The sequence below is a fragment of the Sphingobium sp. TomTYG65 genome (assembly GCF_055395525.1).
Window position 1 is genome coordinate 1,318,970 of sequence record NZ_AP027330.1, and the last position, 13,031, is coordinate 1,332,000.

General features: G+C 61.9%; 15 protein-coding genes. All 15 read right to left on the reverse strand.

What is annotated here, in order from left to right:
- Positions 1-4: 4 nt before the first annotated feature.
- A complete protein-coding gene (gene nuoK, locus ACZ5Y5_RS06525; RefSeq protein ID WP_037463269.1) occupies positions 5-310 on the reverse strand; it encodes an NADH-quinone oxidoreductase subunit NuoK in 306 nt (101 codons plus the stop codon).
- Positions 307-918, reverse strand: a complete 612-nt coding sequence (locus ACZ5Y5_RS06530; protein WP_464810359.1) for an NADH-quinone oxidoreductase subunit J — start codon at positions 916-918, stop codon at positions 307-309. Before ACZ5Y5_RS06530 ends, nuoK begins: the two co-directional genes overlap by 4 nt.
- 33 nt (positions 919-951) lie before the next feature.
- Complete coding sequence (gene nuoI / locus ACZ5Y5_RS06535; RefSeq protein ID WP_464810360.1) at positions 952-1,437, reverse strand: NADH-quinone oxidoreductase subunit NuoI; 486 nt, start codon at positions 1,435-1,437, stop codon at positions 952-954.
- On the reverse strand, positions 1,434-2,483 hold the full coding sequence (gene nuoH / locus ACZ5Y5_RS06540; RefSeq protein ID WP_464810361.1) for an NADH-quinone oxidoreductase subunit NuoH: 1,050 nt from the start codon (positions 2,481-2,483) through the stop codon (positions 1,434-1,436). The genes nuoI and nuoH overlap by 4 nt, the downstream gene beginning before the upstream one ends.
- On the reverse strand, positions 2,480-4,492 hold the full coding sequence (gene nuoG, locus ACZ5Y5_RS06545) for an NADH-quinone oxidoreductase subunit NuoG (RefSeq protein WP_464810362.1): 2,013 nt from the start codon (positions 4,490-4,492) through the stop codon (positions 2,480-2,482). Before nuoG ends, nuoH begins: the two co-directional genes overlap by 4 nt.
- Positions 4,493-4,494: 2 nt before the next feature.
- Positions 4,495-5,811, reverse strand: coding sequence for an NADH-quinone oxidoreductase subunit NuoF (gene nuoF, locus ACZ5Y5_RS06550; protein WP_464810363.1), 1,317 nt, complete (start codon positions 5,809-5,811; stop codon positions 4,495-4,497).
- On the reverse strand, positions 5,808-6,491 hold the full coding sequence (gene nuoE / locus ACZ5Y5_RS06555; RefSeq protein WP_464810364.1) for an NADH-quinone oxidoreductase subunit NuoE: 684 nt from the start codon (positions 6,489-6,491) through the stop codon (positions 5,808-5,810). Before nuoE ends, nuoF begins: the two co-directional genes overlap by 4 nt.
- Complete coding sequence (locus tag ACZ5Y5_RS06560) at positions 6,491-7,726, reverse strand: NADH-quinone oxidoreductase subunit D (protein WP_464810365.1); 1,236 nt, start codon at positions 7,724-7,726, stop codon at positions 6,491-6,493. Before ACZ5Y5_RS06560 ends, nuoE begins: the two co-directional genes overlap by 1 nt.
- Entirely contained in the window at positions 7,726-8,625 is a 900-nt protein-coding gene (locus ACZ5Y5_RS06565) for an NADH-quinone oxidoreductase subunit C (protein ID WP_464810366.1), read from the reverse strand. Before ACZ5Y5_RS06565 ends, ACZ5Y5_RS06560 begins: the two co-directional genes overlap by 1 nt.
- Position 8,626: 1 nt before the next feature.
- Complete coding sequence (locus ACZ5Y5_RS06570) at positions 8,627-9,181, reverse strand: NuoB/complex I 20 kDa subunit family protein (RefSeq protein ID WP_464810367.1); 555 nt, start codon at positions 9,179-9,181, stop codon at positions 8,627-8,629.
- Complete coding sequence (locus ACZ5Y5_RS06575; protein ID WP_464810368.1) at positions 9,172-9,546, reverse strand: NADH-quinone oxidoreductase subunit A; 375 nt, start codon at positions 9,544-9,546, stop codon at positions 9,172-9,174. The genes ACZ5Y5_RS06570 and ACZ5Y5_RS06575 overlap by 10 nt, the downstream gene beginning before the upstream one ends.
- A 101-nt stretch (positions 9,547-9,647) precedes the next feature.
- Positions 9,648-10,460, reverse strand: coding sequence for an inositol monophosphatase family protein (locus tag ACZ5Y5_RS06580; protein ID WP_464810369.1), 813 nt, complete (start codon positions 10,458-10,460; stop codon positions 9,648-9,650).
- 157 nt (positions 10,461-10,617) lie between these two features.
- A complete protein-coding gene (gene efp, locus ACZ5Y5_RS06585; protein WP_021238169.1) occupies positions 10,618-11,181 on the reverse strand; it encodes an elongation factor P in 564 nt (187 codons plus the stop codon).
- An 81-nt stretch (positions 11,182-11,262) separates the two neighbouring features.
- Positions 11,263-11,850: a M23 family metallopeptidase gene (locus tag ACZ5Y5_RS06590; RefSeq protein ID WP_464810370.1), complete on the reverse strand. Its 588-nt coding sequence runs from the start codon at positions 11,848-11,850 to the stop codon at positions 11,263-11,265.
- The gene (locus ACZ5Y5_RS06595; protein WP_464810371.1) at positions 11,847-12,947 is read right to left on the reverse strand and encodes a L,D-transpeptidase family protein; all 1,101 of its coding nucleotides are present in this window, start codon (positions 12,945-12,947) and stop codon (positions 11,847-11,849) included. The genes ACZ5Y5_RS06590 and ACZ5Y5_RS06595 overlap by 4 nt, the downstream gene beginning before the upstream one ends.
- Between the last annotated feature and the right edge of the window lie 84 nt (positions 12,948-13,031).

The following is a 13,031-nucleotide window of genomic DNA, read 5'->3' on the forward strand; positions in this document are numbered from 1 at the left end:
AGCTTTAGCCCTTCATCCGGTTGACATCATCGACGGCGATAGTGCCGCGACCACGGAAATAGATGACGAGGATGGCGAGGCCGATGGCCGCTTCACCCGCCGCGACGGTCAGCACGAACATGCTGAACACCTGGCCGACCAGATCGCCGAGGAAGGCGCTGAAGGCGACAAGGTTGATGTTCACGCTAAGCAGGATCAGTTCGATCGCCATCAGAATGATGATGACATTCTTGCGGTTGATGAAGATGCCCAGCACCCCCATCACGAACAGGATCGCGCTGACCACCAGATAATGCTGAAGGCCGATCACAGCTCCACCCCCTGCCCCACGGGCTGATTGACGTTACGCACCGCATCCTGCGGACGGCGGCGGTTCTGCTTGGCGATGATCTGCCCACGCACGCCACCACGCGCGCGGTGCGTCAGCACGATCGCGCCGATCATCGCAACCAGCAGCACGATGCCCGCTGCTTCGAACAGGAAGATGTAGCGCGTATAAAGCAGCACCCCGATCGCCTGGATGTTGCTGAGTTCTGGGTTCACCGGCGCCGCACGCTGAGCAAGCTCGATCGGCCCGGCGCTCCAGATGCCGATGCCCAGCACGATTTCAGCCAGCAGCACCAGCGCGATCAGCATGCCGAACGGTAAATAGTCGACGAAACCAGCACGCAGTTCGGCGAAATCGATGTCCAGCATCATGACGACGAACAGGAACAGCACGGCAACCGCCCCCACATAGACGATGATGAGCAGCATCGCGATGAATTCGGCGCCCAGCAGGACCATCAGCCCCGCAGCGTTGAAGAACGCCAGGATCAGCCACAGAACCGAATGAACCGGATTGCGCGACAGGATCGTCAGCGCGCCGCTGCACACCACCAGAGTGGCGAACAGATAAAAGGCGAAGACGTGAATCACAGGATCATTATCCCCCTTCGATCGGGTCGCGGCTTAACGATAGGGCGCATCGGCGGCAAGGTTCGCGGCGATCGCACGCTCCCACTTGTCACCATTTTCAAGGAGCTTGGCCTTGTCGTAGATAAGCTCCTCACGCGTTTCGGTCGAAAATTCGAAGTTCGGACCTTCGACGATGGCATCCACCGGGCAGGCTTCCTGGCAGAAACCGCAATAGATGCACTTGGTCATGTCGATGTCGTAGCGCGTCGTACGGCGGCTACCATCGTCGCGCGGCTGCGCCTCGATGGTGATCGCCTGCGCCGGACAGATCGCTTCGCACAGCTTGCACGCGATGCAGCGCTCTTCCCCATTGGGATAGCGGCGCAACGCATGCTCACCCCGGAACCGCGGTGAAATCGGGTTCTTCTCATAGGGATAGTTGATGGTCGCCTTGGGCTTGAAGAAATACTTCAGCGTCAACCAATGCGCCTTCACGAATTCCCAGAGGGTAAAGGACTTGACGTAGTAGCCGAGGCTCATTGTGCGCCTCCGTAGCGCGTAAACATGAGGAAGCCCGAAACCAGGAAGACGAAGAAGAGCGACGTCGGCAGGAACACCTTCCAACCCAGGCGCATCAGCTGGTCGTAACGGTAACGGGGCACCGTCGCCTTCACCCAGGAGAAGACGAAGAAGAAGAAGAGGATCTTGGCGAACAGCCAGATGATGCCCGGCACATAATAGAGCGGCGCCCAATCGATCGGCGGTAGATAGCCACCCCAGAACAGGACGGCGTTCAGCGCGCACATCAGCAGCACGTTCGCATATTCACCGAGCCAGTAGAGCGCGAACGACATGGACGAATATTCGGTCTGATATCCCGCGACCAACTCGCTTTCCGCTTCGGTCAGGTCGAAAGGCGCGCGGCCGGTTTCCGCCATCGCCGAAATCAGGAACATGATCGCCATAGGGAACAGCAACGGGTTGAAGGCATGACCGTTGATGAAGCCATAATAGCCCTTCTGGCTCTCCACGATCGCGGTGAGGTTGAAGCTGCCCGCCCACAGCACGACGCAGATCAGGATGAAGCCGATCGAGACTTCATAGCTGATCATCTGCGCGCTGGCGCGGATCGCCGAATAGAAGGGGTATTTGGAGTTGGACGCCCAACCCGCCAGCACGATCCCGTACACGCCCAGCGAACTGATCGCGAGGATGTAGAGCAGGCCGACATTGATATTGGCCAGCACAACGCCAGCCTGGAACGGGATCACCGCCCAGGCGATCAACGCGACCGTGAAGGTAATGATCGGCGCAATCAGGAACAGCGCGCGATTGGCCGCCGAAGGGATGATGGTTTCCTGCAGGAACACCTTCGCCCCGTCCGCGAACGACTGGAGCAAGCCGAAGGGGCCCACGACGTTCGGGCCCCGGCGCAGCGCCATCGCCGCCCAGATCTTGCGGTCGGCATAGATGACCATGGCCACCGCCAGCATCAGCGGCAGGGCAATCACCAAAATGCCGATGATCGTCGAAAGCAGCCAAGCGCCGTTGAAAGGCATGCCCAGATTTTGGAAGAATGCGGTCACTCTGCGGCCTCCGCGAAGCTCTCACCGTGGATCAGCTCTGCCGAGCATTGCTGCATCGTCGGGCTGGCGCGGCAGATGGCGTTGGTCAGGTAGAAATCCTTGATCGGCGAACCGAACTCGCCGCTCGCGCCGGTGGGCAGCTTGGGAATGGACCAGCCATAATCGGCCAAACCTTCCTGCGCCAAAGCCGGAACCGCCTTGGCCATTTCGGCGCGCAGCGCGTCGAAATTGTCGAACGGCAGCGTCGCGCCCAGCACTTCCGAAAGTGCGCGCAGGATCGACCAGTCCTCGCGGGCGTCGCCCGGCGCGAACACGGCCTTTTCGCCGCGCTGCACCCGACCTTCCAGATTGACGTAGGTGCCCGCCTTTTCGGCATAGCTCGCGCCCGGCAGGATCACATCCGCCGCATGCGCGCCCTTGTCGCCATGGTGGCCAACATAGACCTTGAAGCTGTCCTCGAACGCCGAATAATCGACTTCATCCGCGCCCAGCGAGAAGAGCAGCTTCGGTTTGGCCGCAGCCACCGCCTTGATGCCGCCCTGCGTCGTATAGCCGAGCATCAGCCCGCCCATGCGCGCTGCCGCGAAGTGCAGGACATTATAACCGTTCCAGCCATCCTTCACGAGGCCGAGCGTATCGACCAGCGCCAGCGTATCACCATGCGCGCCGTCCTTGGCCAGCACGCCGCCACCGACGATCATCGCCGGACGCGCCGCCTTGCCGAACGCCTCAACAACGGTTTGTGGCAGCTTGGCGAGCAGTGACGCATCATTGCCCAGCCACTCGACCTTGTAGGTCAGATCAACCTCGGGCCCGATCGCGAAAACCTTCGCGCCGCGCTTGATCGCCTTGCGGATGCGCGTGTTCACCAGCGGCGCTTCCCAGCGCAGGTTGGTGCCGACCAGCAGGATCGCGTCCGCGGTCTCAATGCCGTTCAGCGTCGTGTTGAAGTTCACCGCCGACAGGCTCGACACATCGTAGGCAAGGCCAGTCTGACGCCCTTCCAGCATGGCGCCAGCACCGCCGAGCTTCTCGACCAGCAGCTTGGCCGCGAACATCGTTTCGCAATCGAGCAGGTCGCCAGCCAGCGCCGCAACCGAACCGCCATGCTGAACGGCGGCGATCGCTGCAAAGGCCTCGTTCCAGGTCGCCGCAACCAGCTTGCCGTCCTTGCGGATGAACGGCTTGTCGAGCCGCTTACGCACCAGACCATCGACGTTGTGCCGGGTCTTGTCGCTCGCCCATTCCTCGTTCACGTCGTCATTGATACGCGGCACGGCGCGCAGCACCTGACGGCCGCGGCTGTCGAGACGAATATTGGTGCCTACCGCATCCATCACGTCGATCGCCGGGGTCTTGCGCAGCTCCCAAGGACGCGCTTCGAACGCATAGGGCTTGGACGTCAGCGCGCCGACCGGGCAGAGGTCCACCACATTGCCCGACAGCTCGCTCTTCGCGGCATGTTCGAGATAGGTGGTGATCTGCATATTCTCGCCGCGATAGATGGCGCCGATTTCCGGCACGCCGGCGACTTCCTCGGCAAAGCGCACGCAGCGGGTGCACTGGATGCAGCGGGTCATGACCGTCTTGACGATCGGGCCCATATATTTCTCGGTGACCGCGCGCTTATTCTCGTCGAAGCGGCTCTTGCCACGGCCATAAGCGATCGACTGGTCCTGCAAGTCGCACTCGCCGCCCTGGTCGCAGATCGGGCAATCGAGCGGGTGGTTGATGAGCAGGAACTCCATCACCCCTTCGCGCGCCTTCTTGACCATCTCGGTCTGCGTGAAAATCTCCTGATTTTCAGCAGCGGGCAGCGCGCACGAAGCCTGCGGCTTGGGCGGTCCGGGCTTCACTTCGACCAGGCACATGCGGCAATTGCCCGCGATGCTCAGCCGCTCATGATAGCAGAAGCGCGGAATTTCCTTCCCCGCCATCTCGCAAGCCTGCAGGACAGTCGCGCCCGCGGGGACTTCGAGTTCTACGCCGTCTACTTTGACCTTGGGCATGATTACTCCGCTGCCTCCATGACGGGGGCGCTACCCTTATTCTCATTGATCCGGCGCTCGATCTCAGGCCGGAAATGCCGGATCAGCCCCTGGATCGGCCAAGCCGCTGCATCGCCGAGCGCGCAGATGGTATGGCCTTCGACCTGCTTGGTGACCTCCTGCAGCATGTCGATCTCGCTGATGTCGGCCTCACCCGAGCGCAGCCGCTCCATCACGCGCCACATCCAGCCGGTGCCTTCACGGCAAGGCGTGCACTGGCCGCAGCTCTCATGCTTGTAGAAGTAGGAGAGACGGCTGATCGCGCGAACGATGTCGGTAGATTTGTCCATGACGATGACCGCCGCAGTGCCAAGGCCGGAGCCGAGCGCGCGCAGCCCATCGAAATCCATCGGCGCGTCCATGATCTGCGCCGCAGGGACCAGCGGAACCGAAGACCCTCCGGGGATGACCGCCAGCAGATTGTCCCAGCCGCCGCGAATGCCGCCGCAATGCCGATCAATCAGTTCCTTGAAGCTGATGCCCATCGACTCTTCGACAACGCAGGGCTTGTTCACATGGCCGCTGATCTGGAAGAGCTTGGTGCCCTTGTTATTCTCCCGCCCGAAGCTGGAAAACCACTCGGACCCACGCCGCAGGATCGTCGGCGACACGGCGATGGATTCCACATTGTTCACAGTCGTCGGGCAGCCATAGAGGCCAGCGCCTGCCGGAAAAGGCGGCTTCAGACGCGGCTGGCCCTTCTTCCCTTCCAGGCTTTCGATCTGCGCGGTTTCCTCGCCGCAGATATAAGCGCCCGCGCCGCGATGAACGAAGACGTCGAAATCATAACCGGAACCGCATGCGTTCTTGCCGAGGAAGCCCTTTTCATAGGCCTGCTCGACAGCGGCGAAGAGCACCTTCGCCTCATAGATGAACTCGCCGCGGATATAGATGTAAGCAGCGCGCGCGCGCATCGCGAAACCGGCAACCAGCGCGCCTTCGATCAGCTTGTGCGGATCGTGGCGGATGATCTCGCGGTCCTTGCACGAACCCGGCTCTGACTCGTCCGCGTTGATGACCAGGAAGCTCGGACGGCCGTCCTTGCTTTCCTTGGGCATGAAGCTCCACTTCATGCCGGTCGGGAAGCCAGCGCCCCCGCGACCGCGCAGGCCCGAAGCCTTGATGCGCTCGATGATTTCGTCCTGGCCGATTTCCAGCAGCGCCTTGGTGTTATCCCAATCGCCGCGCTTCATCGCCGCGTCGATGCCCCAATCCTGGAAGCCATAGACGTTGGTGAAGATGCGATCCTTGTCGCTGAGAGGCGCAATCACGTCGCTCATGCCGCCGCTCCTTCATTCCACTGACCGCGATAGTCGTGATTTTCGCCGACCATTTCCTTGAGCGTAGTCGGGCCGCCCTCGGGGCAGCTCGTCTGACGATCGATCTGCGGCCCGATCTTGGGCTGCTTGCCAGCGGCGAGATCGTCGAGGATCGCGCTCATGCTGTCATAGGTCAGGTCTTCGTAATTGTCGTCGTTGATCTGGACCATCGGCGCGTTCGCGCAGGCCCCCAGACACTCGACCTCGGTCAGCGTGAACAGGCCATCCGGCGTCGTACCGCCCTTCACCAGCCCCTTGTTCTTGCAGGCCGAAAACACATCGTCCGAACCGCGCAGCATGCAGGGCGTCGTGCCGCAGACCTGCACATGATAGCGGCCCACCGGCGCGAGGTTGTACATGGTGTAGAAGGTCGCCACCTCGTACACGCGCATGTAGGGCATTTCGAGCTGGTCGGCGATATATTCCATCACCGGCACAGGCAACCAACCCTGGGTCTGGGTTTCCTCGCCCACCTGACGCTGCGCCAGATCGAGGAGCGGCATCACCGCCGACTGCTGACGGCCCGCGGGATAGCGCGCGATGACCTTCTTCGCCTGCTCGGCATTATCTGGCGTCCAGGCGAAATTGCCCCAGCGCGCGCGGGTTTCCGCTTCGTCAGGGATATGAACTGCGTCAGCCATTAGCGGTCACATTCTCCGAACACGATGTCCATCGCGCCAAGGACGGCGGTGGTGTCGGCCAGCATGTGGCCCTTCATCATGAAATCCATCGCCTGCAGGTGCGAGAAAGCCGTGGGGCGGATCTTGCAGCGATAGGGCGAATTGGTGCCGTCGCTGACCAGATAGACGCCGAACTCACCCTTGGGGCTTTCGGTCGCCACATAGACTTCGCCGGCGGGCACGTGGAAGCCCTCTGTATAGAGCTTGAAATGATGGATCAGCGCTTCCATCGATCGCTTCATCTCGCCACGCTTGGGCGGCACCACCTTACGGTCGAAGCTGGCGATCGGCCCTTCGGGCATTTCGCTCAGGCACTGTTTCATGATGCGGGCGGACTGGCGCACTTCCTCGACGCGGACCATGAAGCGGTCATAGCAGTCGAAATTGGTGCCGACCGGCACGTCGAATTCCATCCGGTCGTAAACGTCGTACGGCTGCGACTTGCGAATGTCCCACGGAATGCCCGAACCACGGATCATCGGACCGGAAAAGCCCCATTTCAGCGCGTCTTCCTTGGACACGACCGCGATATCGACGTTGCGCTGCTTGAAGATGCGGTTATCGACGACCAGGCTCATCGCGTCTTCGAACAGGCGCGGCAGGCGGGTGTCGAGCCAATCGGCGATGTCAGTCAGCAGCTTGAGCGGCACGTCCTGATGCACGCCGCCGGGCCGGAACCAGGCCGCGTGCATGCGGGCGCCCGAAGCGCGCTCGAAGAAATTGAGGCAATCCTCGCGGATTTCGAACAGCCACAAGTTCGGCGTCATCGCGCCGACGTCCATAACGTGCGAACCAAGGTTCAGCATATGGTTACAGATGCGCGTCAGTTCCGCAAAGAACACGCGCAGATATTGCGCGCGGATCGGCACTTCCAGATTGAGCAGCTTCTCGATCGCCAGCACATAGCTGTGCTCCATGCCGAGCGGCGAGCAATAGTCGAGCCGGTCGAAATAGGGCAACGCCTGGAGATAGGTCTTATATTCGATCAGCTTCTCGGTGCCGCGGTGGAGCAGCCCGACATGCGGATCGCAGCGTTCCACGATCTCGCCGTCCAGCTCCATGACCAGGCGCAGCACACCGTGCGCCGCAGGGTGCTGCGGACCGAAGTTGATCGTGTAGTTCTGGATTTCGGTATCGCCCAGCGTCGGATCGTCGGCGTTGATCCGATGCTCCAGCTTTTCGATATAATCGGACATCAGGCTTTGTCCTCGGGAGTTTTCGGCTTGCGCGTACGCTTGGGCTTGGCCGCGTCCGCTTCACCCGTTTCGGCCTTGGCGGCGCGAGACCGGCGCACAGGCGTGGTCTGCGCGTCGCCGGGCAAAGGCTTTTCCTCGGTCGCCTTGGCGGCTTCCTTGTTCGCCGGCTCGCCAGCGCCGGTTTCTTCCTTCTTCTCCGTCACCTTGGGCGTCGCACCGGCAGGCTCGCCCTTAGGCGCAGCAGGCGGCGGCGGAGGCGCGGGGGCAGGCGTGGGCGCACCGGGCGCCTGGGGCGCCTTTTCGTCGCCCGGCAGCACATATTGCGCACCTTCCCAGGGGCTCATGAAATCGAACTGACGGAAATCCTGGGCCAGTTGAACCGGCTTATAGATGACGCGCTTATCCTCTTCGCTGTACCACATCTCGACATAGCCGGTCAGCGGGAAGTCCTTGCGCAGCGGATGACCCTTGAAACCATAGTCGGTCAGGATGCGGCGCAGGTCGGCATTGCCCTCGAAGATCACGCCGTACATGTCGAACACCTCACGCTCCAACCAGCCGGCGACCGGCCAGATGTGCGTAACGGTGGGAACGGGCTTGTCCTCGTCAGTGCTGACCTTGACGCGGACACGGTGATTCCGCGTGACGCTCAGCAGATGATAGCAGACCTCGAACCGCTCGGCCCGCTCGGGGTAATCGACCCCTGCGATCTCCATCAGCTGCTGATACTGCCCCTGCGCACGCAGAATTTCCAAGGCGTCGGCCAGGCGCTCGCGTACGACGGTAAAGCTCAACTCGTCCGCATGATCGACTGCCTCGACCAGCATCGAACCCAGGAGCCCAGCGATTTCGTCCGCGATCCCTTCAGGGTTCACGATCTTCGGTGCAGAATGACCCATATCAGCGCTCAATCGTCCCGATCCGGCGAATTTTCCGCTGCAACTGCATCACGCCATAGAGCAGCGCTTCTGCGGTCGGCGGGCAGCCGGGCACATAGATGTCCACCGGCACGATCCGGTCACAGCCGCGCACTACCGAATAGCTGTAGTGATAATAGCCGCCGCCATTGGCGCAGGACCCCATGGAAATCACATATTTCGGTTCCGACATCTGGTCGTAAACCTTACGCAACGCCGGAGCCATCTTGTTGCAGAGCGTACCCGCGACGATCATCACGTCCGACTGGCGCGGGGACGCGCGCGGCGCAGCGCCAAACCGCTCCATGTCATAACGCGGCATGCTGGCGTGGATCATCTCCACGGCGCAGCAAGCCAGGCCAAAGGTCATCCACCACAGCGAACCGGTGCGCGCCCACTGGAACAGCTCTTCGGTCGAGGTGACAAGGAAGCCCTTGTCACTGACTTCACTGTTCAGCGCGTTGAAGAAATCCTGGTCGGGCTGCGTTCCCGCCGGCGGCAAGGTGCCGGGGACGGGACGGTCAAGTTCTACTCCCAATCGAGGGCTCCCTTCTTCCACGCATAGACGAGGCCTAGCACCAGCTCCGCTATGAAGATCATCATCGTCGTCCAGCCGGCCCAGCCGATCTGATCGAGGCTGACCGCCCAGGGATAGAGAAACGCCGCTTCCAGATCGAAGATGATGAACAGGATCGCGACGAGGTAGAAGCGCACGTCGAACTGGCTGCGCGGCTCCTCGAACGCCGGAAATCCGCACTCATATTCCGACAGCTTGGCCGGATCGGGCTTGTGCGCGCCGGTCAGGCGCCCAACCAGCATCGGCAGGAACACGAATGCGGCGGAAAGCAGCAGTGCGATCCCTAGGAAAATCAGGATCGGCAGATATTGGGCTAGATCGACCAACGGAATCCCCTGGGCGAAAATGAATATGGGCGCGCTTTAGGCCTGCCGCATATGCGAAGCAAGGCCCCCAAGGCGTGAGAATGATTCGCAAATAACCGACGTCAGCGGAGCGCCCCGGCGACAAGCTTATGCAGCTTGCTGTGGATCGCATCATTCCCGGCGATGATTTCCTTGCGATCGATCGGCTGATCGCCGCCCCGGAAGTCCGTGACGAAACCACCCGCTTCGCGCACCAGCAAAATCCCCGCGGCTACGTCCCAGGGCTGCAGGCCGCTTTCCCAGAAGCCGTCGTACCGGCCCGACGCAACATGGGCGAGGTCGAGCGTCGCCGCACCGAAGCGTCGGATGCCCGCCACCGACGGGCCGACCGCGCCGAAGATACGCGTCCATTGCGCGAAATCACCATGGCCCATGAACGGGATGCCGGTGGCGATCAGGCACTCACCCAGATCGCGCCGCGCCGATACGCGCAGCCGCTGATCATGCCGCCAGGCGCCTCGGCTCTTTTCCGCCCAGTAGCTTTCGTCAGTGATCGGCTGGTAGATAAGGCCGGTCGTAACTTCCTTCTTGCCGCCATAAAGCGGCTCTTCCACGGCGATGGAAATCGCGAAATGCGGGATGCCGTGCAGGAAGTTGGTCGTCCCATCCAGCGGATCGATGATCCAGCGGGGCTTGTTGGGATCGCCCTCGATCACTCCGCCTTCTTCCAGCAGGAAGCCCCAGTCGGGCCGCGCCTTGCGCAGTTCTTCGACCAGCGTCTGCTCGCACTGCCTGTCCGCCTTGGACACGAAATCCGCCGGCCCCTTGCGGGAAACCTGCAGATGTTCGACTTCGCCAAAGTCGCGGCGCAGCTTGGCGCCCGCCTTGCGGACGGCGCGTTCCATGACGGTGAGAAGGCCGGAATGGGATACCATGACAAAAACTCCCCCCTCCCTTTCAAGGGAGGGGTCGGGGGTGGGTGCGATTGCGCAGCAATCGCCTGCAATCTGAAGAGGTAAGGTCGAACGCTCGCTATCGCTCGCGACCTACCCCTTCCCCTCCCTTGAAAAGGAAGGGCTTATGGAAAGCGAATCAATCCGCGCGCTTCACATATTCCCGCTCATACACGTCAACGACGATGCGGGTTCCGGTAACGATGTGCGGCGGCACCATGACGCGCACGCCATTGTCCAGGATAGCAGGCTTGTAGCTTGCCGAAGCGGTCTGCCCCTTCACCACGGCGTCGGCCTCGACCACGGTCGCCTCGACCGTTTCGGGCAGCTGCACGGAGATGGGACGTTCCTCATACATTTCCAGCATGACCATCATGCCGTCCTGCAGGAAAGCCGAAGCTTCGCCCACCAGGTCCTGCGGCAGGTTGATCTGCTCATAAGTCTCGGTGTCCATGAAGACGAGCATGTCGCCCTCGGCATAGAGGTACTGGAAATCCTTGGTGTCGAGGCGGATGCGCTCGACCGTCTCGGCCGACCGGAAGCGCACATTGTTCTTGCGCCCGTCGATCAGGTTTTTCAGTTCGACCTGCATATAGGCGCCACCCTTGCCGGGCTGGGTGTGCTGGATCTTGACGGCACGCCACAGGCTTCCGTCATATTCGATGTTGTTGCCGGGACGAATCTCGACGCCGCTGATCTTCATGGGAAGAGCCTGCCTATATGTCTGAAGGTGAAAAGAGCCGGTGGCGCCTCTACATCGTGCCACCGCGAAGGGCAAGTGGGCTCATCGGATCGGCCGCGCCAGCAGCGGATAGGGATTGATCGCCCTGCCCCCATACCATGGTTCACCCGCCGCCATCTCGTGCACCGCGAAATGCAGATGCGGGGCTGCGGGATCAGCATTGCCTGTGCTGCCGACGGTGGCGATCTTCTGGCCGCGCCGCACCGCCTGACCCTCGGCTAGGCCGGGCGCATAGGCATCCAGATGCGCATAATAATAGATGCGCCGCCCATCCGTTGAACGCTGATAGATGGTGAGCCCGCCATCGACGCTCGTAAACAGCTTCTCGATCCGCCCATCAGCCGCCGCCAGCACCGCCCGGCCGCGCGCGGCCATGATATCTATCGCGTCATGCGGCCGCGCCCCGCCTGCGCGGGACTGCGTGAAAGTGTCGGTCAGCGCCGTTGGCGGCACGCCCTCGACAGGGATCAGCAACTCCCCGGTCTCGGCCGCCGCAGGCCGCTCGAAATTCGAGTGCGGCGGCGCAGGCGCATCGCCAGGAACGATCCGCACGCACATTTTCAGGAACAGGACCAGCAGCAGGATGGCGAGCGCAATCCCCGCCCACCCCCGCCGTCCTGGCCGTTTCATGCCTGAAATACCGCCTTCACCCCGCTCTTCACCATCTGCGCGAGCCGGGCAGCGTCCCAATTGGTCAGGCGGATGCAGCCATGACTTTCGGTGCGACCGATGGTCTGCGGTTCGGGGGTGCCGTGAATACCATAATGCTGCTTGGACAGGTCGATCCACACCACGCCGACCGGGCCGTTAGGCCCCGGTTTGAGCACCGCTTTCTGGTCGGTTGCATCGGCATCCCAGAAAAGGTCGGGATTATAGTGGAAGTCAGGATTGCGGCTTATCCCCTTGATTTCCCATGTGCCGAGAGGGAGCGGATCATGCTCCGACCCCATGGTGGCGGGGAATTGCGCGATCAGAGCGTTTTGAGCGTCAAACACCCGCAGCACGCCATCGCTCTTGTCCACGACGATGTGATCGGCCTGCGGCTGGTCCTTGGCTACGGCCAGGCTGGCGAGCGTAGCGCCCCAGCCGCGCTCATCTCCTTCTATCCTCGCCACCGGCTGATTGCCCACTGCTGGCACTCGCACGGTCGCACCGGGCCCCAGCTTCGTATTGGGCGAGTTAAGCGCCACCAGCACTTCGGGCTTGGTATGAAAGCGCTCGGCAAGCTTCTCGATCAGATTGCGGTAGCCCAGCGCGGGCAGCTTTGCCTGCTCCCCATAATCCTTCGGGATGTTGGAGTAGGGACCGCGCGCGAAGCCTTCGGGAATAGTGACCAGCCATGTCGCGGGCGCAGGTTTGTCGCCCAACAGCGCCTTGGCCGTCGCCTCGTCATATTTGCCCGTTTCGGGCAGCCCCTTTGCAGCCTGGAACCCCTTCAGCGCCGCCGTGAAGGACATGCCTTCCTTCCCGTCCAACACGCCCGGCGAAAAGCCCGCCCGGTCCAGCGCCACCTGCGCCTGAAGGATGCCATCATTGCGCGGCGGCGCTCCTGCGGGCTCCGGCACGATGATGAAGGCAAAGGGATCGCTTGCGGGCTTGGCGGACGCCGTGGTTTGCGCATGCTCCTGCTGCCCAGCCGAAGGTGCAGGCCCGCTCTCATTGGCGTCGGTGACGGAAACCTTGCATGCCGTGCACAGCAGCGTGAGGATCAGCAGATGGGTTTTCAAGGCGATACTCTCCCGATTGTGAGGGAGAAAACGCGCAAGCGCCAGGAAAGCTGCCTTACCCTCTAACCGATCGTTTCGATCGCA